This window comes from Methylobacterium sp. E-066 (assembly GCF_022829635.1).
Taxonomy (GTDB): domain Bacteria; phylum Pseudomonadota; class Alphaproteobacteria; order Rhizobiales; family Beijerinckiaceae; genus Methylobacterium.
Genome location: NZ_JAKSYO010000079.1, coordinates 1 through 25,199 on the forward strand (window position 1 = coordinate 1; position 25,199 = coordinate 25,199).

22 protein-coding genes are annotated in these 25,199 nt (G+C 71.3%); 14 read left to right on the top strand and 8 right to left on the bottom strand.

The genetic code is table 11. From position 1 onward, the window contains the following. Positions 1-301: 301 nt before the first annotated feature. On the bottom strand, positions 302-1,702 hold the full coding sequence (locus MKL20_RS08680; RefSeq protein WP_244036397.1) for a LysM peptidoglycan-binding domain-containing protein: 1,401 nt from the start codon (positions 1,700-1,702) through the stop codon (positions 302-304). Between the two features lie 227 nt (positions 1,703-1,929). On the opposite strand from MKL20_RS08680, the gene MKL20_RS08685 reads away from it, so the two are divergent. Then, a complete protein-coding gene (locus tag MKL20_RS08685) occupies positions 1,930-2,526 on the top strand; it encodes a TIGR00730 family Rossman fold protein (RefSeq protein ID WP_244036342.1) in 597 nt (198 codons plus the stop codon). 92 nt (positions 2,527-2,618) lie between these two features. Next, entirely contained in the window at positions 2,619-4,385 is a 1,767-nt protein-coding gene (locus tag MKL20_RS08690; RefSeq protein ID WP_244036343.1) for a methanol/ethanol family PQQ-dependent dehydrogenase, read from the top strand. Here MKL20_RS08690 and MKL20_RS08695 read toward each other — a convergent pair. Beyond that, positions 4,360-5,289, bottom strand: a complete 930-nt coding sequence (locus MKL20_RS08695; protein ID WP_244036344.1) for a LysR family transcriptional regulator — start codon at positions 5,287-5,289, stop codon at positions 4,360-4,362. The genes MKL20_RS08690 and MKL20_RS08695 overlap by 26 nt on opposite strands. Before the next feature lie 92 nt (positions 5,290-5,381). Here MKL20_RS08695 and MKL20_RS08700 point away from each other — a divergent pair, with 92 nt between their 5' ends. Beyond that, the gene (locus tag MKL20_RS08700) at positions 5,382-6,251 is read left to right on the top strand and encodes an aldo/keto reductase family oxidoreductase (RefSeq protein ID WP_244036345.1); all 870 of its coding nucleotides are present in this window, start codon (positions 5,382-5,384) and stop codon (positions 6,249-6,251) included. A 4-nt stretch (positions 6,252-6,255) separates the two neighbouring features. On the opposite strand, the gene MKL20_RS08705 is transcribed toward MKL20_RS08700, so the two are convergent. The 5 genes from MKL20_RS08705 to MKL20_RS08725 all read right to left on the bottom strand — a co-directional run bounded on the left by MKL20_RS08705 (position 6,256) and on the right by MKL20_RS08725 (position 11,688). Next, positions 6,256-7,485: an ABC transporter substrate-binding protein gene (locus MKL20_RS08705; protein WP_244036346.1), complete on the bottom strand. Its 1,230-nt coding sequence runs from the start codon at positions 7,483-7,485 to the stop codon at positions 6,256-6,258. Positions 7,486-7,619: 134 nt separating this feature from the next. Beyond that, positions 7,620-8,504 (bottom strand): 3-keto-5-aminohexanoate cleavage protein, encoded by an 885-nt coding sequence (locus MKL20_RS08710; RefSeq protein ID WP_244036347.1) that lies wholly within the window; start codon positions 8,502-8,504, stop codon positions 7,620-7,622. Positions 8,505-8,754: 250 nt separating this feature from the next. Continuing rightward, positions 8,755-9,513 (bottom strand): SDR family NAD(P)-dependent oxidoreductase, encoded by a 759-nt coding sequence (locus MKL20_RS08715; protein WP_244036348.1) that lies wholly within the window; start codon positions 9,511-9,513, stop codon positions 8,755-8,757. Then, positions 9,510-10,460, bottom strand: a complete 951-nt coding sequence (locus tag MKL20_RS08720) for a 3-hydroxyacyl-CoA dehydrogenase family protein (protein ID WP_313902712.1) — start codon at positions 10,458-10,460, stop codon at positions 9,510-9,512. The genes MKL20_RS08715 and MKL20_RS08720 overlap by 4 nt, the downstream gene beginning before the upstream one ends. A 202-nt stretch (positions 10,461-10,662) precedes the next feature. Then, complete coding sequence (locus MKL20_RS08725; RefSeq protein WP_244036350.1) at positions 10,663-11,688, bottom strand: cyclase family protein; 1,026 nt, start codon at positions 11,686-11,688, stop codon at positions 10,663-10,665. Between the two features lie 318 nt (positions 11,689-12,006). On the opposite strand from MKL20_RS08725, the gene MKL20_RS08730 reads away from it, so the two are divergent. The 9 genes from MKL20_RS08730 (at position 12,007) to MKL20_RS08770 (ending at position 22,871) form a co-directional block, all read left to right on the top strand. After that, positions 12,007-13,266 (top strand): ABC transporter substrate-binding protein, encoded by a 1,260-nt coding sequence (locus MKL20_RS08730; RefSeq protein WP_244036351.1) that lies wholly within the window; start codon positions 12,007-12,009, stop codon positions 13,264-13,266. A 24-nt stretch (positions 13,267-13,290) separates the two neighbouring features. Then, entirely contained in the window at positions 13,291-14,166 is an 876-nt protein-coding gene (locus MKL20_RS08735; protein ID WP_243965945.1) for a branched-chain amino acid ABC transporter permease, read from the top strand. 211 nt (positions 14,167-14,377) lie between these two features. Then, entirely contained in the window at positions 14,378-15,298 is a 921-nt protein-coding gene (locus MKL20_RS08740) for a branched-chain amino acid ABC transporter permease (protein WP_243965944.1), read from the top strand. After that, the gene (locus MKL20_RS08745; RefSeq protein WP_244036352.1) at positions 15,295-16,800 is read left to right on the top strand and encodes an ATP-binding cassette domain-containing protein; all 1,506 of its coding nucleotides are present in this window, start codon (positions 15,295-15,297) and stop codon (positions 16,798-16,800) included. Before MKL20_RS08740 ends, MKL20_RS08745 begins: the two co-directional genes overlap by 4 nt. Positions 16,801-17,015: 215 nt before the next feature. Then, on the top strand, positions 17,016-18,251 hold the full coding sequence (locus tag MKL20_RS08750; protein ID WP_244036398.1) for an acyl-CoA dehydrogenase family protein: 1,236 nt from the start codon (positions 17,016-17,018) through the stop codon (positions 18,249-18,251). Beyond that, a complete protein-coding gene (locus tag MKL20_RS08755) occupies positions 18,248-19,306 on the top strand; it encodes a phosphotransferase family protein (RefSeq protein WP_244036353.1) in 1,059 nt (352 codons plus the stop codon). The genes MKL20_RS08750 and MKL20_RS08755 overlap by 4 nt, the downstream gene beginning before the upstream one ends. Position 19,307: 1 nt before the next feature. Then, on the top strand, positions 19,308-20,090 hold the full coding sequence (locus MKL20_RS08760) for an SDR family NAD(P)-dependent oxidoreductase (RefSeq protein ID WP_244036354.1): 783 nt from the start codon (positions 19,308-19,310) through the stop codon (positions 20,088-20,090). Positions 20,091-20,331: 241 nt separating this feature from the next. After that, positions 20,332-21,102 carry an SDR family NAD(P)-dependent oxidoreductase gene (locus MKL20_RS08765; RefSeq protein WP_244036355.1) on the top strand — a complete coding sequence of 257 codons (771 nt, stop codon included), beginning with the start codon at positions 20,332-20,334 and terminating at the stop codon, positions 21,100-21,102. Beyond that, positions 21,099-22,871, top strand: a complete 1,773-nt coding sequence (locus MKL20_RS08770) for a class I adenylate-forming enzyme family protein (RefSeq protein ID WP_244036356.1) — start codon at positions 21,099-21,101, stop codon at positions 22,869-22,871. The genes MKL20_RS08765 and MKL20_RS08770 overlap by 4 nt, the downstream gene beginning before the upstream one ends. Here the strand turns inward: MKL20_RS08770 and MKL20_RS08775 are convergent. After that, positions 22,838-23,386, bottom strand: coding sequence for a hypothetical protein (locus MKL20_RS08775; RefSeq protein ID WP_244036357.1), 549 nt, complete (start codon positions 23,384-23,386; stop codon positions 22,838-22,840). The genes MKL20_RS08770 and MKL20_RS08775 overlap by 34 nt on opposite strands. Positions 23,387-23,670: 284 nt before the next feature. On the opposite strand from MKL20_RS08775, the gene MKL20_RS08780 reads away from it, so the two are divergent. After that, positions 23,671-23,916 carry a ferredoxin gene (locus tag MKL20_RS08780; RefSeq protein WP_244036358.1) on the top strand — a complete coding sequence of 82 codons (246 nt, stop codon included), beginning with the start codon at positions 23,671-23,673 and terminating at the stop codon, positions 23,914-23,916. 1 nt (position 23,917) lies between these two features. Next, positions 23,918-25,192: an NAD(P)/FAD-dependent oxidoreductase gene (locus MKL20_RS08785; RefSeq protein ID WP_244036359.1), complete on the top strand. Its 1,275-nt coding sequence runs from the start codon at positions 23,918-23,920 to the stop codon at positions 25,190-25,192. The last annotated feature ends 7 nt before the right edge of the window (positions 25,193-25,199 follow it).

Below are 25,199 nucleotides of genomic sequence, written 5' to 3' on the forward strand. Positions count from 1 at the left end.
GCGACAATGCGCTCACGTCGCATGGGGAGTCAGCTCACGGCCGAGCCCAGGCTGCTCCAGCCGAGCCCGAGAGCCGAAGCCGCGGACGTGGCAAGTGATTGCCGCCAAGATGTTTCTGGATCCTTCGACCCGCTTGGGGGCGCCGGGATCACGCGGTTGTTCACAGACCGGGATCTGCAAAGGCCAAGCGTCGTGAGGCAAGCGGGACACTCCGGTGCCGCAAACTCCTTGAAAGGGCTGGGTCGAGACCTTTCGGGGGTCCAGGGCAGAGCCCTGGGCGCCCCGGGATTTCAGCCCACCCTCACCCCCGCTTGTCGGTGGGCAGGATGAAGATCTGGCCCGGATAGATCCGGTCCGGGTCGCGGATCTGGGTCTGGTTGGCGTCGTAGATCACCGTGTAGCGCTCGCCGCGGCCATAGGTGCGCTGGCTGATCCGCCAGAGGTTGTCGCCCCGGGTGATCTTGGCCGTGGTGATCTCGGGCACGAACACCGCCCCGGCCCGGGCCGGGGCGCTCGTCCCCGTGGAATCTGGGCTGAGAGCGGAGGGCGTCTCCGCCGCGCCGGGGTTTTTCTCTCGCGGACGGGGTGCCCCCTGCTCGCCCCCGGAGGTGGAAGTGCCGGACGGCTCACGGCCGGTCCCCTCGCCGGCGGCGACGCGGGTCGGCTCGGGCACCGCGAACGGCACCTCGGCCCGGGCGGCGACCTTGCCGGTGCGGGGGTCGATCTGGTCGATCCGGACCTGGTACTGGCCGGCCTTCACCCCGCGCCCGATGGTGAAGCTCGCCCGGCCGTCCGGCCCGACGCTGCCCGGGGCGATCAGTGTGTCGTTGAGGTAGAGCCGCAGCTTCGCGCCCGGCGTGCCGGTCGCGGTGACGAACAACCGGCCGTTCTCCTGCACGTCGACGCTGACGATCTGGGCGGCCTGCGCCTTGCCGGTGGCCGCGACCGCGGCTTTTCCGGGGGGCGCCGTCTTCGCCGTCTTCGCCTCCTGGGCGCCGGTCCGCGCCGCCGGCTCGGGGGCGTCCGGCTGCGACAACACCACGGTGGCGGCGTCCGGTGCGGTCAGCGCCACCAGGGGCTGGCGGTCGCGGCCCGGGGCCACGTCGACCGCCACGCTCTGGCGCGAGTCGGCGGCGCGGCCGTCCTTGGTGGTCATGCGCAGCCGGAGGGCGCTGGAGCCCGCCGGCAGCGCCGGCGGCACCAGGGCGAACTGGCCGTTCGCGTCGGCTTTGGCCCGGGCCACGGCTTTGCCGTCGACCAGCATCTCGATCACGGCCTCCGGTGCGCCGCGCCCGGCCACCACCGCGTCGCCGTTGGGTTCGACCCGGACGATGTCGAAGCGCGGCACCTCGGCGGCGTCGGGCTCGGCCGGCTTGCCCGCGGGGCTCCCGATCCCGGCCGACGGGGCCGCGCCCGGTGCCGGGTCGGCCGAGGAGCGTGCGGCGGATCGGGTCTCGCCAGCTTTGGGTGCGCCCGTCGTGTCGTCGCGAAAATCGATCGCCGGCACGCCGGATTGCGCCGTCGCCCCGGGCTCCGCCAGGCTGCCATGCGGCGCGGGGGCCGTGGCGGCGGGGGGCTCCGGCTCGTGCCGGTCGATCATCCGCCGCAGGGACTCGCCGCCGAACAGGGCCAGCACGAGGCCGAGGCCGCCGAGGAGGCCGGCGAGCGCCAGGGCGAGACTGCGCCGCACCTGTCTCGACATCGCCACGGAGGCCTCCCTGCTCTGCCGTCCGCTCGGCGAATGGGCCGCCTGCCCGCTCAAAAACCGTCGACTGCGGCGCCCATAATACCGTACATGGTCCCGACACCAAGCCGTCCCGCCGCTTCGGCGGGTGAATCCCACGCGAATTCAGCAGTTTGGCGCGTGGAGCGCCGGGCGCGGGGCTCTTTTTCGACGGCTCGCAACGGTTGCGTGATGGAGGGCGCCGGATGGCCCCGGTGAGGACAGTCTGTGTCTATTGCGGCTCCGGCTTCGGCGGAGACCCGGCGTTTCGCGAGGCCGCCGAGACCCTCGGCACGGCGATCGCGCAGGCCGGGATGGGCCTGGTCTATGGCGGCGGCGATGTCGGCCTGATGGGCACGGTGGCCCGCGCCGCCCTGGCGGCCGGCGGCCACGTCACCGGCATCATCCCGGACTTCCTTCAGGCGCGCGAGCACATGCTCGACGCCGTGCAGGAGACCGTGGTGGTGCCCGACATGCACACCCGCAAACGCCTGATGTTCGAGCGCTCGGACGCCTTCGTGACCCTGCCGGGCGGCATCGGCACCCTGGAGGAATTGGTCGAGCAGCTCACCTGGGCGCAGCTCGGGCAGCACCGGAAGCCGGTGGTGCTGGTCTCGGTGGCGGATTTCTGGGCGCCGCTGCTCGCCCTGTTCGAGCACATGCGCGGCCACGGCTTCATCCGCGCGGGGCTGGACCTCAGCTACAGCGTCACCAGGGACGCGGCCGCGGTGGTGCCGCTGCTGCGCGAGGCCGGCCACGAGCCGGACCCGCAGGCCGAGGAGATCGTCAAAGAGCGGATGTGAGGCCGGGCGCGGACGCTTGGCCGCGGTGGCGATCTCGGTGGCGGGTGTATGAGGCCGGCGCCGCCGCGCCAGGCGGCAGGTGGAGTCCGAGCATGCGCGTCCCGACCCTGGCGGCCCTGACCCTCGCCGGCCTCCTGGGTGCGGCGTCGGCGCAGGAAGCGCCCGTCCTCCAGACCCTGGATTACGCCAACACCCGCTATTCCGACCTCGCCCAGATCGACGCCGGCAATGTCGGGCGCCTCAAGGTCGCCTGGACCTTCTCCACCGGCGTGCTGCGCGGGCACGAGGGCGCGCCGATCGTGGTCGGGCATCGGATGTTCGTGCACACCCCGTTCCCGAACCTGGTCTACGCCCTCGATCTCGACCACGACGGCAAGATCCTGTGGCGCTACGCTCCGCGCCAGGATGCGGGCGTGATCGCGGTGATGTGCTGCGACACGGTCTCCCGCGGCCTCGCCTACGCGGATGGGCGGCTGTTCCTGCAACTCGCCGACACCACCGTGGTGGCCCTGGACCCCGAGACCGGCCGGGTCCTGTGGTCCGTGAAGAACGGCGACCCGGCCCGGGGCGAAACCAACACCGCCACGGTCCTGCCGGTCCATGGCAAGCTGATCGTCGGCATCGCCGGGGGCGAGTACGGCGCCCGCTGCCACGTCACCGCCTACGACCAGGCGAGCGGCAAGCGCCTGTGGCGCGCCTACGCCACCGGGCCGGATGCCGACATGCTGGTCGACCCGGAGAAAACCACCGCGCTCGGGCGCCCGATCGGCCGGGATTCCTCGCTCACGAGCTGGGAGGGCGACCAGTGGCGGATCGGCGGCGGCTGCAGCTGGGGCTGGTTCTCCTACGACCCGGATCTGAACCTCGTCTATTACGGCACCGGCAACCCCGCGACCTGGAACCCGGCCCAGCGCCCGGGCGACAACCGCTGGACGATGGCGGTCATCGCCCGCGACCCCGACACCGGGATGGCGCGCTGGGTCTACCAGATGACCCCCCACGACCAGTGGGACTATGACGGGGTCAACGAGATGATCCTGACCGAGCAGGTGATCGATGGCCGCCCTCGCCGGGTGCTCACCCATTTCGACCGTAACGGCTTCGGCTACACGCTCGACCGGGCCACCGGCGAGGTGCTGGTGGCCGAAAAATTCGATCCCAGCGTTAACTGGGCGCGCCGGATCGACCTGGATCGCGCCTCCCCGGGCTACGGAAGGCCGGTGATCGACACGCGCTACGCGCCGGGCGAGGCCGACGAGGAGGAGGTCACCAAGAATATCTGCCCAGGAGCGCTCGGCGCCAAGAACCAGCAGCCCGCCGCCTACTCGCCGGTCACGCGCCTGTTCTACGTGCCGACCAACCACATGTGCATGGATTACGAGGCGTTCCGGGTCAGCTACACGCCGGGCCAGCCCTATGTCGGCGCGACGCTGACCCTGCACCCGCCCGAGGGCTCCGACCGGACCGGCGCGTTCATCGCCTGGGACGGGGCGAAGGGGAACATCGCCTGGACGATCCCGGAAGCGTTCTCGGTCTGGTCCGGGGCGCTGGCGACCGCCGGCAACGTCGTCTTCTACGGCACGCTCGAAGGTTACCTGAAGGCGGTCGATGCCCGGGACGGGCACGAACTCTACCGCTTCAAGACCCCATCCGGCATCGTCGGCAACGTCACCACCTATCAGCACGGCGGCCGGCAATACGTGGCGGTGCTCTCCGGGATCGGCGGCTGGGCCGGCATCGGACTGGCCGCCGGCCTGACCGACCCGGCCGACGGCTCCGGCGCGGTCGGCGGCTATGCGGCGCTGTCGCAGTACACCGCGCCCGGCGGCCAGCTCACGGTGTTCGCGCTGCCGGAGTGAGCCCGGATGGGCGTGCCGCGATGAAATCCACGAAGGCCCGCAGCGGCGCCGGGAGGTGCCGGCGGCCGGGGAAGTAGAGGAACGGCCCGGAAAAGACCTGCCACCACGGTTCCAGCACCGGCTCCAGGGCGCCGCTGTCGAGGTGCGGGCGCAGCCAATCCTCGAACAGGTGGATGATCCCGGTGCCGGCGACGGCCGCCGCGACGGTGAGGTCGCTGGCGCCGACGCGCACGATCAGCGGGCCGGACGGATCCACGCGGACGATCTCGCCGGCGCGCTCGAACTCCCACGGTGCCGTCAGGCTGCCGCTCGGGAACCGGCCCAGCAGGCAGGCATGATCCAGGAGGTCGCGCGGATGCTCCGGGCGGCCGCGCCGGTCGAGATAAGACGGAGCCGCCGCGGTGGCGAAACGCTGCCGCCGCGGGCCGATCGGCACGGCGATCATGTCCTGCTCCAGCCGCTCGTCGTAGCGGATGCCGGCGTCGCAGCCCGCCTCCAGCACGTCGACGAAGCCGTCCTCGACCACGATTTCGAGCCGGATCTCGGGATAGGCGGCCAGGAATGGCGGCACGATCGCCGGCAGGACCAGCCGGGCAGCGCTCAGCGGCACGTTGAGCCGGAGCGGCCCGGCCGGCCGGTCGCGGAATCCGTTCACCACGTCGAGGGCGGCTTCGACCTCACCCAGCGCCGGCCCGAGCCGTTCGAGCAGGCGCGCGCCGGCCTCGGTCGGCGCGACGCTGCGGGTGGTCCGGTTCAGGAGGCGCACGCCGAGGCGTGTCTCCAGCCGGCGCACCGCCTCGCTGAGGCTCGACGCGCTGGCGCCGCTGCCACGGGCGCCTTCGCGAAACCCGCCGGCCCGCGCCACGGTCACGAAGGCCGTCAGGTCCGCGAGATCCGCCGCCATCGTTCGCCATCCCGAACAGCCCGTGCCGATGATCCCTCCTTATCCGATCAGTCGGGCGGGTCTACATCCGGGGCGGACAACGGAGACGAACCATGACCGACATCGCCAAGGCCGGAACCTTCTCGCTCGGCGACCGCACCGTGAAGCGGCTCGGATACGGCGCCATGCAGCTCGCCGGTCCCGGCGTTTACGGGCCGCCGAAGGACCGGGATGCGGCCATCGCCGTGCTGCGCGCGGCGGTGGCGCAGGGCGTCGACCATATCGACACCAGCGACTTCTACGGGCCGCACGTCACCAACCAGCTGATCCGGGAGGCGCTGCATCCCTATCCGGACGATCTCGTGATCGTCACCAAGGTCGGCGCCAAGCGCGGGGCGGATGCTTCTTGGAACCCGGCCTTCTCGGCGGAGGAGCTGACCCAGGCGGTGCACGACAACCTGCGCAACCTCGGCGTGGACGCCCTCGACGTGGTCAACCTGCGCCTGATGTTCGACGTCCATGGCCCCGCGGAGGGCGCGATCGAGGCGCCGCTGACCGTGCTGGCGGATCTGCAGCGCCGGGGCCTGATCCGGCGGATCGGCCTGAGCAACGCGACGCGGGCGCAGGTCGCCGAGGGGCGGCGCATCACCGAGATCGTCTGCGTGCAGAACCAGTACAACCTCGCGCATCGGGGCGACGATGCCCTGATCGACGAGCTGGCCACGGCCGGCACCGCCTATGTGCCGTTCTTCCCGCTCGGCGGCTTCAGCCCGCTGCAATCGACCGCCCTGTCGGAGGTCGCGGCCAGGCTCGGGGCGACGCCCATGCAGGTGGCGCTGGCCTGGCTGCTGCGCCGGTCGCCCAACATCCTGCTGATCCCGGGCACGTCCTCGCTCGGCCACCTGCGCGAGAACCTCGCGGCGGCCGACCTGACGCTGCCGGACGACGCCATGGTGGCCCTCGACGGGATCGGGGCGGCCTGACCGCCTACTTCGTCGAAAGGCCGGCCACCATCGGGCAGCCGCCCTCGCTCATTGGCCGAAAGGCCTGCTCGCCGGGGATGGTCTCCAGGAGCTTGTAGAGGTCCCAGCCGCCCTTCGACTCGGCGGGCGCCTTGGCCTCGAACAGGTACATCGGGTGGATCTTGCGCCCGTCGGGGCGGATGTAGCCCTTGCCGAACAGCGGATCGTCGGTGGGCAGCTCCTTCATCTTGGCGACCACCGCCGCGCCGTCACGCGCCGATTTCAGGGCCTCCACCGCTTTGAGGTAGTGGAGCAATCCGGCATACACGCCGGCCTGGTAGGCGGTGGGCTTCTTGCCCGGCATGCGCTGCTCGAACCGGGCCGCGAAGGCGCGGGTGCCGTCATTCATGTCCCAGTAGAACGGCGCGGTGAATTCCAAGCCCTGCGCCACCTCCAGGCCGAGCGCGTGGATGTCGGTGTCGGCGATCAGCAGGGCCGCGATCTTCTGGCCGCCCTGGCGGATGCCGAATTCATGCGCCTGCTTGATCGCGGTGGCGGCATCGAGCCCGGCATCGGCTAGGCCGATCACCTGCGCGCCCGAGCCCTGGGCCTGGAGCAGGAACGAGGAGAAATCCGGGTTCGGGAACGGCGTGCGCACGCCGCCCATGATCGTGCCGCCGTTCTTCTCCACCACCGCCTTGGTGTCGCGCTCCAGGGCGAGGCCGAAGGCGTAGTCGGCGGTGATGAAGTACCAGGTCTTGCCGCCGCGCTTGAGCAGGGCCTTGCCGGTGCCGTTGGCGAGCGCGGCGGTGTCGTAGGTCCAGTGCACGGTGTTGGGGGTGCAGGCCGGGCCGGTCAGGTCGGCGGTGCCGCCGCCGGAATTCACGAACGCCTTGTTCTTCTCCTTGGTGATCTGCGCGATGGCGAGCGCCACCGAGGAGGTCGGCACGTCGAACACCGCGTCGACCCCGTCGCGGTCGTACCATTGCCGGGCGACCGAGGCGCCGACATCGGGCTTGTTCTGGTGATCGGCGGCGACGACCTCGACCTTCAGCCCGTGCGTCTCCGGCTTGAAATCCTCCACCGCCATGCGGGCGGCCACCACCGCGCCCTCCCCGGTGGAATCGAAGTAGACGCCGGAGCGATCGTTGAGCACGCCGATCTTCACTGGCACGAGGTCGGCTGCAAGCGCCGCCCCGGCCCCGAGCGCGCAGAGAAGCCCCGTCAGTCCCGCGGCGCAGTGGCGGACCGTCATGTCTCACTCCCTGTTTTTTTGAACGCGGCGGCGTTGTTCGCCGCTCGGATATCGTCCGAATGCAGTCTAGGCGGGCCGGATCGGGGCCGATACGGGCGGGTGAGAGGATGCGGGCGATCCGTCAGCGCCGCCCCTCACCCGCGCGGCGCCAGCCCGAAGATTGCCCGCGCCTCATCCGGGCTGGCCGGCTCGCGGTCGAGATGGGCGAGCAGGCTCACCGCCTTCTCCACCAGGGCGGCGTTGCTGGGCGCGAGCACGCCCCGGGACAGGTAAAGGTTGTCCTCCAGCCCGACCCGGACGTTGCCGCCCATGCCGGCGGCGACCGCCAGGATCGGGAATTCCTCCCGGCCGATGCCGAAGGCCGACCAGATCGCGTCCTCGGGCAGTCGGGCCCGCATCGCCACCAGGGCCTCCGGTGTCGCGGGCGCGCCCCAGGGGATGCCGAGGCAGATCTGGAACAGGGGCGGCCGCGCGAGATGCCCCTCGGCGATCAGGTGCCGGGCCAGCTCGATCTGGCCGAGATCGAACACCTCGATCTCCGGCTTCACCCCGGCCGCGCGGATCTGCGCCGCCATCGCCCGCAGATGCGCGGGGGTGTTGAGGAACAGGTGCTCGCCGAAATTCATCGTGGCGATGTCGAGGGTGCAGATCTCGGGGCGTAGCGCCGAAACGTGCCGGGTGCGGGTCTCGGGCGACACGAAGGTGGTGCCGGGGCCGGCCACCGACGGGTCGAGGTCGCCGGGCACGAACCGGCCTCCGGCCCCGGTGGTGAGGTTGAGGATCACTGCCTCGTTCTTCTCGCGGATCCGCTCGACCACCTCGCGGTAATGGGCCAGCTCCATGCTGGGCGCGGCGGTCTCGGGATCGCGGACATGGATATGGACCACCGCGGCCCCGGCGGAGGCGGCCTCCAGGGCCGACTGGGCGATGGCCTTCGGGCTCACCGGCACCGCGGGGTTCTTGCGGGGCGTGTCGAACGAGCCCGTGAGGGCGCAGGTGATGACGGTCGTCCGGGACATTTTTTTTCTCCCTAGCCCTGATCCTGACGTTGCTGACCCGGAAGCCTCGGGTTTGCCGTCGGGTTCTCCCGCAAGCTTCTGATACCGCAGGATTTTCCCCTCCCCCTTGCGGGGAGGGGTTAGGGGTGGGGGTCGTGCAGACGGCACCGGGCCGCTCGATCCTGAACCACCCCCACCTCCGGCTCCTCCCCGCAAGGGGGAGGAGAGCGTGCCTTGACCCACGATGGGCGAGCTGGGGAAGCGGATCCTGCTATAGCGCCCCGCCATCGACCGTGATCGTCTCGCCGGTGATGTAGGCCGCGCCCGCGGCCAGGAAGAAAATCGTCTCGGCGATGTCCTCGGGCCGGGCCATGCGGCGCAGCATCGTGTGCTGCACGGTCGCGGCCTTGCGCGCCTCCGGCCAGGGCTCGGTCCACGGGGTGGCGACGAGGCCCGGGGCGACGGCGTTGACGCGCACATCCGGGGCGAGCGCTCGGGCTAGGCTGCGGGTCAAGTTGATCAGGCCGGCCTTGCTGGCCGAATAGGCGATCGAGGAGCCCCGCCGCCCGAGCCCGGCTACCGACGCGGTGTTGACGATCGCCCCCTGGCTTTTTTTGAGGCTTGCCGCCGCGGCCCGCGAACAGCGGTACGGGCCGATCAGGTTGGTCGCCAGGATCGTCTGCCAGAACTCTTCCGTCATGGCGTCGAGGTCCTCGAAGGCGATCGGCGCGGTGGTGCCGGAGGTCCCGGCATTGTTGACCAGCACGTCGAGGCCGCCGAGCGCCCCGATCCCGGCCGCCACCATCGCCTCGGCCGCGCCGGGCTGGGACACATCCCCGGGCAACGCCATCACGGCCAGCCCTTCGGCGGCGAGACGTTCGGCCTCCGCGGGGCCGCGGGGATCATCGGGCAGGTGGTTCAAGGCCACGCTGGCGCCGTTGCGGGCGAACAGCGTCACCGTCGCCAGCCCGATGCCCGAGGAGGCGCCGGTGACGAGGATGCGCCGTCCGGACAGGTCTGCGCCGATCATGTGCCCTCCATTCGGCCGATCCCGGCCATCGCCTTCTTGAGCGCCAGGAGCTTGCGGTCGCGCTCGCGGAACAGCGCCGCGGGCTCGCGCCCGCCCCAGTCGAAATAGCCGCGCCCCGCCATCACCCCGGTCCGGCCCTCGGCGCAGAGGGCATCCAGGGTCTCCGACCGGGTCCGGGGCGGGGGCGGTGTGTAGCTGCCGTTCGCCAGGGCGCGCCGGGTCAGGTCCAGCCCGGTGAAATCCGCCTTGGCGAGGTGGCCGAGGATCGGGATGCGCAACGACAGGCCGTAGATGATCGCGTCGTCGATCTCGCGCGGCTCGGCGATGCCCTCGTCGAGCAGTCGGAACACCTCGGCGCTGATCGCCGACTGGATCCGGTTGGCGATGTAGCCGGGGATGAAGCGCTTGAGCACGATCGGCACCTGCCCGAGGCCGAGCACCAGGTCGCGCATCGCCGCGACCACGGCCGGATCCGTGCCGGGGCCCGGCACCACGTCGACGAGGTCGACGATGTAGGGCGGCGTGTACCAGTGCATCACCAGCGCCCGCGCCTGGCGAGCCTGCGGGATCAGCGGGAAGACATCGAGGTAGCTGGTGTTGCTGGCCAGAATCGCATCGGCGGCGCAGAGCCGGTCCAGCTCGGCGAACAGGGCCCGCTTGGCTTCCGGATTCTCTGTGATCGCCTCGATGACCAGACCGGCGCCCGCCACCGCCGGCTCCAGTTCGGCCTCGACGCGGACGGCCCGGGCGAGCCGTGCGGCGTCCCACCCGTCCGGGGCGGCGCCTTCCTCCTGCAGGGTCGCCAGCGCCGATTCCATGAGACCCGGCACCCGCGCGCGGGTCTCCGCATCCGTGTCGGTGATCCGCACGCCGTGCCCGTGGAGCGCCAGCACCAGGGCGATGCCGTGGCCCATCAGGCCGCCGCCGACGATCGCGATTTCCATGATGCTGCGCGCTCCGTTCTCTTGATCCGGTCTCCCACCCACCCCCTCATCCTGAGGTGCCCGGCGATCGAAGATCGCTGGGCCTCGAAGGAGGCCTCCAGGGATCGCGCGGCTGGCTGGAGGGCTCCTTCGAGGGCTCCGCTGCGCTCCGGCACCCCAGGATGCGGTCGAGATTGGGGCTGAACCGATCCATCGTATCGCTCTCTCAGACCGTCGCGATCGGCGTCGTCGGGGAGCCGACCGCGCCGGGCAGGCGCAGCGGCGGCGCGGTGAGCAGGAAGCGGTTGCGCCCATGGGCGCGCAGCCAGTCGGCCAGCGGCGTCAGGTGCCACAGCTCGCCGAGATTGACCCCGAGCTTGAACAGACAGTGCTCGTGGAGCGGCAGGGTCGCGCAGCAGGCCGGCCCCGCCCCGGCCGGATAGGCCTCGACCGCGTAGTTGTCGGCGATCAGCGCGCACAACCCTGAGCGGGTGATCCAGTCGAGCAGCTGCGGGTCCCGGCCGTCGAGGCCGGCGCAGAGGTTGTGGACCTGTTTCGGATCGGGGTTGCCGCCCATGGCGATCAGCCGCTCGGCGAAGCCCGTATGCAGGCAGACCATGTCGCCGGGCTCGATCACGACGCCGTCGGCCTCGAGGATCCGGGCGAGCTGATCGTAGCCGACTTTGGTCTTGGCATCGCCGAGATGGGCGCGCAGGTCGATCATCACGGCTCGGCCCTGCATGCCGACCTCGGCGAGGCGCTCGATCCCGAGCTTTTTGGCCCGGGACGGCTGGTCGGCCGCCTCGGGGGTGCTCGGCCCGACGATGTCCCGGCCGCCGCGAAAACCGTTGTAGAAGGTCGGCGCCGCGCCCGCGCCGTCCGCGTCGAACAGCGAGCCGACATGGGCGAGCGAATCCCACTGCGTCGAGTATTGCAGGTGGATCAGCGCGCGGTCGTCGCAGATCACGTCGGTGGCGCCGTCGACCTCCTCGCAGACCGGGAAGTTCATGTTCGGCCGGCCGTTGGCCCGCCGGGTCGGGGTGATCTGCGGCGGGTGGCGGCGCGGGTTGAGGACGTTGCCGCCGGGCAGGTCCAAGGGCAGGCTGAGGCAGAAGGTCAGGCCCTCCCGCACCTCGGCGACGCCCTGGCGGACCTTCTCGGGGGTCAGGAGGTTCAGGCGCCCAAGCTCGTCGTCGGGGCCGAAATCCCCCCAGGTCGAGCCCGCGGGGCGCCGGGTCCAGCGCAGGCTCATGGGCGCGTCCCCCGCGCCGACAGCACGGGTCGATCCGCCGGAATCCGGGGCCGCGGTCCGGGGCGAGCCCCGGCCGCGGCCGAGCGTGCGTTCCTCACCTGTCCGTCGCCCTTCTTCGAGGCCGTCGGGCCCCGCATTTCGCGGAGCCGCCCCGAGCCTAGGCCGGTGCGGTGCGAGTCGATACCCCGTGCGGAAAACGACTTGGCCGAAACGTCACCGGCCGGTCCCGGCGCGCCCCTTGTGATCCGGCTTGGCGCGGATACAGTCTCTCCCAAGCCCGCGAATAAAAAATTCGGGCGCTGGGATGAGGAATCGCCGATGTCCGAGACCACGCGCGTCGTCGCTCGGCGTGCCCCGCTTCGGCGCACGCTGCCTGTGCTGCTCGCGGCGGGGTTGGTCCTCTCGGGACAGGCGCGCGCCGCCGACCCGATCAAGGTCGGGGTGATCGCCGAGGCGCAGTCGGTGGCCGGCGCCTCGATCCCGCAGGCGGTCCAGCTCGCGGCCGACGAGATCAATGCCAAGGGCGGCGTCGACGGGCGCCTGATCCAGGTCGTCACCTACGACGACAAGAGTTCCGCTTCGGATGCCGTCCGGGCGTTCCAGCGGGCGGTCAGCGAGGACAAGGTCAACCTCGTCATCGCCAGCTACATCTCCGAGGTGGTGCTGGCGCTGATGCCCTGGGCGGCCCGGCTCAAGACCCCGATGATCACCCCCGGGGCGGCCTCCAACGAGATCAGCGTCGCCGTCCACAAGGACTACGCGCGCAACAAGTACGTCTTCCACGGCTACCTGACCTCGCACGCCCTGGCGCAGGCGGTCTGCGACTCGGCCAAGGATGCCCTGGTCGGGCTGCTGAAGGCCAAGACCGCGGCGATCATGAGCGAGGACGCGGCCTGGACCCGGCCGCTCGACGCCGCCTACGAGGAGTGCCTGCCGAAATCCGGCCTGAAGATCGTGGAGCATGTCCGGTTCTCGCCGGATACCGGCGACTTCACCCCGATCTACAACAAGATCGAGGCGGCCAAGCCTGACCTGATCGTCACCGGCATCGCCCATGTCGGTGTGCAGCCGACCGTGCAGTGGCAGAACCAGCAGGTGCCGATCGCCATGACCGGGATCAGCGGCCAGGCGACCTCCTCGACCTTCTGGGCCAACACCAATGGCGGCACGCAGGGCGTGTTGTTCGACAGCGTCGCGCTGCCCGGTGTGGCGCTCACCGACAAGACCATCCCGTTCGCCGAGGCCTTCACCAAGCGCTTCGGCGGCGCGCCGTCCTATGCCGGCTACATGGCCTACGACGCGATGCATTACAGCGCGGAGGCGATCAAACGGGCCGGATCCACGGAAGCCGACAAGCTCGTGGACGCCCTGGAGAAGACCGACTGGGTCGGCACCGTCGGACGCCTGCAGTTCTACGGCCGGGACGAGACCTTCACCCACTCGATCAAGTACGGCCCGGGCCTGATGACCAGCGTCCTCGGCCAGTGGCAGAACGGCAAGCAGGTCGCGATCTGGCCCTCCGAGGTGGCCAACGGCAAGCTGGTCCTGCCGCCCGCGGTCAAGCCGGCGGTCCAGTAATCGCGACGCGAGAGTCCCAAAACAATGATCGGGCTCCAGATCCTCGTCGACGGCTTCGCGATCTCGGCGCTCTACGCGCTCGGCGCGATGGGCTTCACCCTGATCTTCGGCGTCTCCGGCGTGCTCAACCTCTCGCACGGCGCGCTGATGGTGATGGCCGCGGTCGCCGCCTGGGCGGCCTCGTCCCAGTTCGGCCTCGGCTCCTACGCGGGCGCCGGGATCGGCATCCTGTGCGGCCTGGCCGCCGCCCTGGTGACCTATTTCGCGATCGTCGCCCCGATCGAGCGCAGCAAGGCGATCCCGCGCGAGGAAAAAGAGATTTTCGTGCTCACCGGCACCCTGCTCTGGGGGATCATGATCCAGGAGCTGGTGGCCTACTTCTTCACCGACAACCCGAAGACGGTGCTGCCGATCGTCGAGGGCGTGATCGAGATCGCCGGGGTGCGCACTCCGAAGAACGAGATCTTCACCGCGGTGATCTGCTGGATCGTGATCGGGCTGCTGTGGGTGTTCGTGAACAAGGCGCGGGCCGGCAAGGTCCTGCTCGCCGCCTCCATGAACCCCCGCGGGGTCACGCTGCTCGGCCACGACATGGCCCGGATCTACGTCGCGGTCTGGGCGATCTACGGCCTGCTCGCCGGCATCGCCGGGGTGCTGCTCGGGATGTTTTTGGGGGTCTCGTCCTACTCGGTGGGGCCGCTCACCGCGAGCGCCTTCTCGATCGTGGTGCTGGGGGGCTTGGGCAGCGTCACCGGCTCGCTGATCGCGGCCTACGTGGTCGGCTATCTCGAGACCGCCACCGCCTACCTGATCTCTCCGGCCTACCGGGTGATTCCGGCGCTGCTGCTGCTCGTGGCGGTGATGTACCTGCGCCCGCAGGGCCTGCTGGGGCGGCGGTGATGGTTTTTTCCACCCCGCAGGTCCCCAACCCGCGCCCTCATCCTGAGGTGCCGAAGCGCAGCGGAGGCCTCGAAGGAGCCCTCCCGCCGGCCACGCGATCCCTGGAGCCCTCCTTCGAGGCCGCTGACGCGGCATCTCCGGATGAGGGGTTTGGATGGGATGGGTCTCGGCGCCGGGTGAGGCCGGTTGGTTCACTGGCGAGGCAGGCCCCATGAAGCTCCTCACCGCTCCGGGCTTCTGGGTCGCGCTCCTGGCGCTTGCCCTGGCCGCGTTCCTGCCCTGGTGGGTCTCCGGCTACATCCTCGGGCTCCTGACCATCGCGTATTATTTCGGCGTCTTCGCCATGGCCTGGGACCTGCTGTTCGGCTTTGCCGGGGAGGTCAATTTCGGCCCGACCTTCCTGATCGGGCTCGGGGCCTACGGCGCCGGGATCCTTAACAACCGCTACGAAGTACCGATCCCCTACTGCCTGGCGGCCGGGACGGTGCTGGCGGTGGTCGGCGGGATGGCCCTGGCGCTGCCGGCCCTGAGGGTGCGGGGACCGTATTTCGGGCTGATCACCCTGGTCGCGGTGCTGCTCCTGCAGAACATGATCGTGGTGTTCTCCGGCATCACCGGCGGCGAGATCGGGCTCACGGTGCCCGACGTGATCTCCATCGACGCCGACATCAATTACTGGATCGCGCTCGGCTTCATGGCCTTCGCCGGGCTGGTGCTCACCGCCATCGCCCGCTCGCCCGTGGGGCTGATCCTCCAGGCCGCCGGCCAGGACCCGATCGTGACCGGGGCGCTCGGCTTCAACGTCGCCAAGCACAAGCTCGCGGCCTTCGCGGTCAGCGCCGCCTTCTCGGGCCTCGCGGGCGGGCTGGTGGTCTTCTACATGGGCACCGCCTCGGTCGGGACGCTGATCGACACGGCGGTGGGCGTGCAGGTGATCATCGCGGCGGTACTCGGCGGACGCCGGACCATCGTGGGCGCGGCCCTGGGGGCCGTGTTCCTGATCGCCGCGGGCGAGCTGCTGCGGCCGCTCGGGCCGCTCTCGACCTTCGTGGTCTCGGCGGTGGCGCTGCTCGTCATCCTGTTCGTGCCCTCGGGGCTCCTCGGCCTCGCATCCGTCCGGAGAGCACGATGACCGTCGCCGTCCGGCCAACGCCCCCGCGTACCGCGTCCCTCGCCGAGCCCTGCCTCACCGTGCGCGGCCTGACCAAGCGCTTCGGCGGCCTCGTCGCGGTCAAGGACATCGACCTCGACCTGCGGCCCGGCGAGATTTTGGGGCTGATCGGGCCGAACGGCTCGGGCAAGTCCACCGTGATGAAGCTGATCATGGGGCTGGAGCGGCCGAGCGCCGGCTCGATCCGCCTCGACGGCGCCGAGATCGGCGGGCTGCCGGCGCACCGGGTCGCCCGCTCCGGCATCGGCCTCGTGTTCCAGCACGCCCGGCCGCTCCAGCGGCAGACCGTGCTGGAGAATATCAGCCTCGCGCTCCTGCCCGACAGCCTGATCCGCCTGGTCGCGGATCCCCACGTGGCGCGCCGCGCGAAAGAGATCGCCGAGCGCGTCGGCCTCGGCGCCGTGGCGGATCGGCGGCCCGGCACCCTGCCCTTCGCCGATCTGCGCCGGCTGGAACTCGCCAAGGCGATCGCCCGCGATCCCCGCGTGGTGCTGGTGGACGAGCCCTTCGCGGGCCTCACCGGCGGCGAGGTCGCGGCCTTCTCGGAGCTGATCCGGGGGTTTCGCGACGAGGGCAAGGCCGTGCTCCTCGTCGACCACAACGTGAAGAGCGTCGCGGCCCTCGTGGACCGGGTGTTCGCCATGTATCTCGGCGAGCGCATCGCGGAGGGCTCGGCCGAAGCCGTGATGGCCGACCCGACCGTGCGCCGGGTCTATCTCGGCGGCAGCATCGAGACCGCGGCCCGGCCCGAAGCCGCGTTCAAGCCGGATTCGCTGCTCACAGTCGAGAATGTCGACGTGCTCTACGGCAAGGCGCAGGCGCTGCGCGGGGCCGCGATCCACGTCCACGAGGGCGAATTCGTCTCGGTGGTGGGCCTCAACGGCGCCGGCAAGACCACCCTGTTCAACGCCATCTCGGGGCTGGTCCCGCATACCGGCACGATCCGGTTCGATGGCCGGGACCTCTCACGGATGAAGCCCGCCGCGATCGCCCGGGCCGGGATCGTCCAGGTGCCCGAGACCCGCGAGCTGTTCGGCGACCTCAACGTCCGCGAGAATCTCGATCTCGGCGGCCAGCATTTCCCGAAGGCCGAGAGCGCCAAGCAGCGCGACTGGCTGTACGAGCTGTTCCCGATCCTCAAGGCCCGGGAGACCCAGACCGCCCGGACGCTGTCCGGCGGCGAGCAGCAGATGCTGACCATCGCCCGCGCCCTGATGATGCGCCCGCGCCTCCTGATCCTCGACGAGCCGACCCTGGGCCTCGCCCCGGTGATCCTAGAGCTGCTGTCGAAGGCCCTGGAGCGCCTGCGCCAGACCACGCCGATCACCGTCCTGCTCGGCGAGCAGAACGTCACCTTCGCGCTCCCCCATGCCGACCGGGTCTACGTGCTGGAACAGGCCCGCATCGTCTGGGAAGGCCCGCCGGACCGCTTCGCCGGTGAGATGGGGGCGAAGTATTTGTGATCGCTTCCGCGCATCCCACCCCTCCCCTCATCCTGAGGTGGCGAAGCGCAGCGTAGCCCTCGAAGGAGGCCTCCAGGGATCGCGAGCGGGCTGGAGGGCTCCTTCGAGGCCCGGCGATCTGCGATCGCCGGGCACCTCAGGATGAGGGGGTGGGTTGGACTGACGAGGTCATCGAGGCGGCGCATCCGGCGCTGGACCTGAGCGGAGCGGACGCCGTGGATTTCAATCTCTCCCCATCCCAGACGCACTGGCTGACCCGCGTGCGCGCCTTCATCGCCGACGCGATCCTGCCGGCCGCTGCTGCTGTGGCGGCCGAGCGGGCGGCGAGCCGCGAACCCTCGCCCACGATGGAACGGCTGAAGGACAAGGCCCGCGGGGAAGGGCTCTGGAACCTGTTCCTGCCGCCCTCCCCCGAGCACGACACGGATGACGACCGCGGCGCCGGCCTGACCAATCTCGATTACGCGCTGTGCGCCGAGGCGATGGGCAAGGTCGGGATCGCGTCGGAATGCTTCAACTGCGCGGCGCCCGATACCGGCAACATGGAGGTGCTGCATCGCTACGGCAACCCGGCCCAGAAGGCGGCGTGGCTTCGGCCGCTGATGGCCGGGGAAATCCGTTCGGCCTTCCTGATGACCGAGCCGGATGTGGCCTCCTCGGACGCCACCAACATCGAGACCGCGATCCGCCGGGACGGCGACCATTACGTCATCGACGGGCGCAAATGGTGGTCCACCGGGGTCGGCGATCCGCGCTGCAAGATCGCGATCCTGATGGGCAAGACCGATCCGGACGCCCCCCGGCACCGGCAGCAATCGCAGATCCTGGTGCCGATGGATGCACCCGGCCTGCGGGTCGAGCGCCTGCTGCCGGTGTTCGGATACGAGGACGCGCCCAAGGGCCACGGCGAGGTGGTGCTGGAGAACGTCCGCGTCCCGGCCGAGAACCTGATCCTCGGCGAGGGGTGCGGCTTCGAGATCGCGCAGGGGCGGCTCGGGCCGGGGCGAATCCACCATTGCATGCGCACCATCGGGGTCGCCGAGGCGGCGCTCGAGGCCATGGCCCGGCGCCTGGTCTCGCGGGTCGCCTTCGGCAAGCGCATCAGCGAGCAATCCGTCTGGGAGCAGCGGGTCGCCGAGGCGCGGATCGACATCGAGATGACCCGGCTGCTCTGTCTCAAGGCGGCCGACATGATGGACAAGGTCGGTGCCAAGGGCGCCAAGCTCGAGATCGCGATGATCAAGGTCGCCGCCCCGCGGATCGCCCTCAAGGTGATCGACGACGCGATCCAGGCCCATGGCGGCGCCGGCGTGTCCGAGGATTTCGGACTGGCCAAGATGTACGCCCATATCCGCACCCTGCGGCTGGCCGACGGGCCGGACGAGGTGCACAACCGCTCCATCGCCCGGCTCGAATTCGGGCGCTACACCAATGCCCGGGAGGGTGCATGAGCGGCCCCGACGCCTTCTCCGGCGTGAAGCCGGTCGAGCCGCGCCATCGGATCGACGAGGCGCAGCTGGCCGCCTGGCTCGCCGCGCATGTCCGCGACTATGCCGGGCCGCTTAACCTGCAGCAGTTCCGCGGCGGCCAGTCGAACCCGACCTACCGGCTGGAGACGCCGGGCCAGGCCTACGTGCTGCGGCGCAAGCCGTTCGGTCCGCTCCTGCCCTCCGCGCACGCGGTGGAGCGCGAGTTCCGGGTGATCGGCGCGCTCTACGGCGAGGGGTTTCCGGTTCCGCGGCCCTTCGCCCTCTGTGAGGACGAAAACATCATCGGCGCGGCCTTCTACGTGATGGAGGCGGTGGGCGGCACCGTGCACTGGGACGGCACCCTGCCCGGCCTCGACCCGCATGCCCGGCACCGGCACTACGCCACGATGATCGCCACCCTTGCCCGCCTCCACGCGATCGAGCCGGAGGCGGCGGGCCTCGCCGATTACGGAAAGCCCGGCAACTACTTCGCCCGGCAGATCGATCGCTGGACCCGCCAGTACCGCGCCGCCGAGGATGGCCGGCTGGAGGATGTCGAGCGCCTGATCGCCTGGCTGCCCCGCACCGTCCCCGAGCAGCAAGGCGCGGCCATCGTCCACGGCGATTACCGCCTCGACAACCTGATCTTCTCGCCCGATGGCGGCGTCAGCGCGGTGCTCGATTGGGAGCTGTCGACGCTGGGCGATCCGCTCGCCGATTTCAGCTACCTGCTGATGCACTGGGCTCTGCCGGCGGACGGGCGCAGTTCGCTCGGCGGTCTCGACCTGCCAACCCTCGGCATCCCGACCCGCGACGAGGCGGTGGCGCTCTATTGCCGGGCCGCGGGCCGGACTGATCTGCCCGACCTCGACTGGTACTTCGCCTACAACCTGTTCCGGCTGGTCGGCATCCTCCAGGGCGTGGCCGCTCGCGCCAAGGCCGGCAACGCCGCGAGCGAGCACGCCGCCGCCATGGCGGCGCGGGTGCCGACGCTGGCCGCCTCGGCCTGGGCCTTCGCCGAGCGCGCGGGGGCCTGAGATGGATCTCGCCGGCCGCGTTGTCGCCGTCACCGGAGCCGCAAGGGGCATCGGCCGGGCGCTCGCCGAGGCCGCGCAGGCGCGGGGCGCGATCGTCGTCGCCCTCGACCGGGACGGCGCCGGGGCGGAGGCCGTTGCCGCCCGACTCGGCGGCCGGGCCTACGCGCTGAACGTGGCGGATGCCGCGGCCGTCGCCGAGATTCTGGCCCGGATCGAGGCCGAGATCGGGCCGGTCGCGCTATACTGCTCCAATGCCGGCATCCTGGAGCGCGACCCCGATCCCGGGCTCGCGACCTCGGCCGATCCGGCAAGCTGGGAGCGCGCCTGGTCGGTGAACGTGATGGGCCATGTCCACGCGGCGCGGGTGCTGGTTCCGCTCTGGCTCGCCCGGGGCGGGGGCGCCTTCCTCGGCACCGTCTCGGCGGCCGGATTGCTGAGCCAGATCGGCAGCGCCACCTATTCGGCCACCAAGCACGCCGCCCTCGCCTTCCTGGAGCACATCGCCATCGCGCATGCCGAGGACGGCATCCGGGTCGCCGCCCTGTGCCCGCAGGGTGTCGACACCGCCATGCTCGGGGCGGCCAGCGCCGCCGCCCGCGACGGCGTGCTCGCGCCCGCCTCCGTGGCCGAGGCGGCCTTCGACGGGCTCGCGATGGGCCGGTTCCTGATCCTGCCGCATCCGCAGGTCGCGGACTACGCCCGCCGCCGGGCCGACGACCCCGAGCGCTGGCTCGCCGGCATGGCGCGCCTGCGCCGGTCGATGCTGGCGGAGTCGGAGCTGTGACGATGGCCGGCGTCGGACGATCGGACCGCCGGCCGAGCGTGGCGCGGGTCCCCTCTCCCGAGCGGGAGAGGGACAGGGTGAGGGGACAGGTCTTTCCGGAAAACGCGCACCCCTCACCCCAACCCTCTCCCGCACGGGAGAGGGGGCGCGTCGCGTCCATCGCCGGCCGACTGGTGAACTTCAGAGCCGACAGAACCGGCAGAGATGGCGCGTGCCGCCCCGTCTGGAGAAAAGCCAGCCCATGTCCCTGTTCGATCTGACCGACAAGGTCGCGCTGATCACCGGCTCGTCCCGGGGCATCGGCCGGGCGATCGCCCTGCGGATGGCCGAGCACGGCGCCCGGGTGGTGATCTCGTCGCGCAAGCGCGAGGCCTGCGACACCGTGGTGGCCGAGATCGAGGCCGCCCACGGCCCGGGCCGCGCGGTGGCGATCCCGGCCAGCATCTCCGTGAAGGCGGAGCTGGAGGATCTGGTCGCTGAGACCGAAGCCCGGCTCGGTCCGGTGGACGTGCTGGTCTGCAACGCCGCCAGCAACCCGTATTACGGGCCGCTCGCCGGCATCTCGGACGCCCAGTTCCGCAAGATCCTGGAGAACAACGTCCTGTCGAACCACTGGCTGATCCAGATGGTCGCCCCCGGCATGGTCGCGCGGCGGGACGGGGCGATCGTGATCGTCTCCTCGATCGGCGCGCTGAAGGGGTCGCCGGTGATCGGCGCCTACAACGTCTCCAAGGCCGCCGACCTTCAGCTCGCACGCAACTACGCGGTGGAATACGGCCCGGCCAATGTCCGGGTGAACTGCCTCTGCCCGGGGCTGATCCGCACCGATTTCGCCCGGGCCCTGTGGGAGGATCCCGAGATGCTGGCCTCCACCACCGACGCCGCGCCGCTTGGCCGGATCGGCGAGCCCGACGAGATCGCGGGGGCGGCCGTGTTCCTGGCCTCCCCGGCTGGCCGGTTCGTCACCGGCCAGGCGCTGGTGATCGACGGCGGCGTGACGATCGCCCGATGAACCCCGATCCCCGCCTCCCCGCCGGCTGGCCGGCCCTCTCCTTCCGCGACGCGGAAGCCCGGCTCACGGCGCCCGATGCGCCCTTCGCGATCGCCACGGTGCCGATCCGCGGCGTGCCGACCCGGATCTGGACGACCGCGCCGCCGACCCTGCGCGCCCTGTTTCGCATCGCCCGAGGGCACGGGGACAAAACCTTCGTGGTCTACCGGGACGAGCGCGTCACCTTTACAGGCTTCGCTCGCGCCGCGACCGCCCTGGCCCATGCCCTCGTGGCGGCGGGGGTCTGCAAGGGCGACCGGGTCGCGATCGCTCTGCGCAACCTGCCGGAATGGCCGGTCTGCTATTACGGCGCCCTGCTGGCCGGGGCGATCGCGACGCCGCTCAACGCCTGGTGGACCGGGCCGGAACTGGCCTACGCGCTCCAGCATTCCGGCGCACGGGTGCTGATCGCCGACGGGGCGCGGTTCGAGCGCATCGCGCTGCACCGGGCCGAGTGCCCGGCCCTGGAGCGGATTCTTGTCACGCGGATGGAGCCTGACGACCGGGCGACGCCGCTCTCCGCGGTGATCGGCCCGGTGGCGGATTGGGCCGCCCTGCCCGACCGGGCCCCGCCCGACATCGCCCTCGACCCCGAGGACGACGCGACCCTGTTCTACACCTCGGGCACCACAGGCCGGCCCAAGGGCGCGGTCGGCACGCACCGGGCGGCGGCGACCACCGTGATGGCCTATCCCTATTCCGCGTCGCGCAGTGCCCTGCGTCGGGGCGAAGCGCCGCCGAGGCCCGACCCGTCCGCGCCGCAGCGGGCCTCGCTGCTGGTGATTCCGCTGTTCCACGTCACCGGCTGCCACGCGAGCCTCGGGGCGGCGCTCTATGGCGGCCATCGCCTGGTGATGATGCATCGCTGGGACGCCCACGAGGCCCTCGACCTGATCGACCGGGAGGGCTGCACCGGCGCCGGCGGCGTGCCGACCATCGCCTGGCAGCTCGCGACTGCCGCCCGGGAGGCAGGCCGGCCCCTGCCAAGCCTCGATTCGGTGACCTATGGCGGCGCGCCAGCGGCCGGCGACCTGGTGCGCGCGCTCGGCGAGGCCTTCCCGAATGCGGCCCCCGCCACCGGCTGGGGCATGACCGAGACCTCGGCGACTTTCACCCATCACCAAGCCGAGGATTATCGCGCCCATCCCGAATCCTGCGGTCCGCCCCTCCCGGTCTGCGAGGTGCGGATCCTCGACCCGCTCGGGCAGGATCTCCCGCCGGGCAGCGTCGGAGAACTCTGCGTGAAGGGCCCGAACGTCGTCCGCGGCTACTGGGACGACCCAAACGCCACCGCCGAAGTGCTCTCGGAGGGCTGGCTGCGCACCGGCGACCTCGCCCGCGCCGATGACGAGGGGTTCCTGACCATCGTCGACCGGATCAAGGACATGCTGATCCGCGGCGGCGAGAACATCTATTGCTGCGAGGTCGAGAACGCCCTCTACGCGCATCCAGATGTGATCGACGCCGTGGTGCTGGCCGTGCCCCACCCGACGTTGGGCGAGGAGCCCGGCGCGATCGTGGCGCTGGCCGAGGGCGCCCGGACCGGGCCGGAGGAGATCCGGGCCTTCGCGGCCGAGCGGCTCGCAGCCTTCAAGGTGCCGGTGCGCGTAATCGTCTGGGACGGGCTCCTGCCCCGCAACCCCGCCGGCAAGATCCTGCGGGCGCCGCTGCGGACGGTGTTCGCGGAGGTTTCAGCTCAGAACGGCTCGCCCTCGTCGTCCGGCCGGTAGACCCGCAGGGACCGGCCGTCCGGGAACTCCACCGAGCGGCGGCGCACGACCAGGTAGCCGGCGGCCTCCGCGGCGCGCAGGCGCTCCAGCCGCTCGTCGGCATAGCCCGGGCCGTAATTGTAGGCGCGGTAGCGCGGGTAGCCGTCCGGCAGCGGTGGAGGCGGCGGTGCGATCGCGACCATCCTGTGCGGACGGATGGGCCGAGCCGGGGCTGCGGCGACGCGCGGCCGGTGCGGGATGACGGCGACCGGCTTGAGTGCCGGGGCGGGATGGCGGGTCGCGACCCGTTTCGGGACGGCCCGAGCGGCGACCGCCTTTCGCGCCGGGGCCGCAGCGGCAGGCGTCGACGCAGGCGGCGGAACGGCTTTCTGAGCCTCGGCCGGACTCGCCGCCGGGGCCGCCTTGCGGGCCGGCGGATCGGTCCAGCCCGAGGCCTGCTCGGCCCGCGCGCCGGTCGCGCTCAGGGCGAGGGACAGGATGAGAGCGGCGAGACTCGTTCGTGCACCGTACGGCATGGTGCCCTCCTGAGATCGCGGGACTTCGGGACGGTCCGCGGGGCGGCGTGACAATAGAGCGAACCGTCGCGAAGGGGAATTCCGCCGCTTCAATTCGACGGCGATCCCCCAGGACATTTTTAGATCAGTGAATCGGTTCAGCTTCGGATCGACAATCCCTTCGTTGGGGGCGAGAATCCCGATTCACGGCCGCGATACGCCTAGCGAACTAATTCACAATCACCCTGCGACGGCGTTGCTGCAACCCTCGCGGAACCCGCCGCCTCCGCCACGGTTGCATCGGCATGTCCGTCCCCGCCGATGCGTCCTCCGGCCCAGCACCCGGCTTGCGGGTGAGCGTCGATCTCAACCTCTGCCAGGCCTATGCCCAGTGCTGCTACGCGGCGCCGCGGTCCTTCCGGATCGAGGGGCATGAAGCCCTGATCTACGATCCCGCCCCGGCCGCTGAGGATCGCGCCGACATCGAGCGGGCGCGCGTCGCCTGCCCGGTCCAGGCGATCCGGGTCGAGGATCCGGGGCGGGGCGCCTGAGATGGCACCAATGTCGGACCGTGCGGTGGTGGTGGGCGCCGGGCTCGCCGCCTTGCGCGGCGCGGAGGCGATGCGCGAGGCCGGGTTTTCCGGCCCGCTGACCATCGTCGGCGCCGAGCCGTACCGGCCCTATGACCGCCCGCCCCTCTCGAAACATGTCCTGGCCGGCGAGATCCAGGCTGATGCGACCACCCTGCCGAGCAGCCTCGGCGCGGATGTGGATTGGCGGCTCGGCAGCCCGGTCACCCGCCTCGACCGCGAATCCCGCACCCTGCATCGTGCGGATGGGGGCACCCTGCTCTACGACCGCCTGCTGATCGCCACCGGCACCCGTGCCCGGGCTTGGCCGAACCCGCATGAGGGACGGCTCTCCGGCGTGTTCACCCTGCGCGGGCGGGACGATGCCGCCGCCCTGCGGGCCGCCCTCGCCGCCGGCCCCCGGCGGGTGCTGGTGATCGGCGCCGGCTTCATCGGCTGCGAGGTCGCCAGCCTGTGCCGGCAACTCGGCCTGCCCGCGACCCTGGTCGAGCCCGGCCCGACGCCTCTGGGCCGGGTCCTCGGCAGCGCGGTCGGGGCGTTCATCGGTGCGATGCTTGAGGGCCGGGGCGTCGATCTGCGCAGCGGCAGCGAGGTCGAGTGGCTGGAGGGCGAGGGCGGCCGGTTCGTGCGCGCCCACCTGACCGACGGCACCCGTATCGATGCGGATGTGGCGGTGATCGCCCTCGGGGCCGTCCGCAACACCGAATGGCTCGACGGGTCCGGCCTTTCGGCGGATCCGGGCGGCGTCGATTGCGACGCGGCGGGCTTCGTCCTCGACACCGAGGGGCAGCCCGATCCGCGCATCGCCGCGGCCGGCGACGTTGCGCGCTTCCCCCACCCGCTCTACGGCGGCCGGCGCGTGGCGCTGGAGCATTGGAGCCACGCCGTGATGCAAGGCACCCACGCCGGACAGCTTCTGGCCGGGGCGAAGCCCGCGAGTCCCTACGCGGCGCTGCCGACCTTCTGGTCCACGCAGGGCGATGTGGTGGTCAAGTCCGCCGGCCTGACCGAGGGCGCGGATGCCGTGGCGTTCACCCAGGGCGAGCCGGGCTCCGGGCGCTTCATCGCCGTCTATGGCCGGGCGGGGCGCTGCATCGCCGCCGTATCGGTGGATTCCGCCCGCTGGCTGCCGGCCCATGCCGAGCTGGTCGCCGCCGGCGCGCCGTTCCCGCCGCAGGGGGCCGCGGCCGACCGCCCGTCGCGGGGGATCATGGTCCTCGCCCCGGGCTTTCCCTGAGGACACC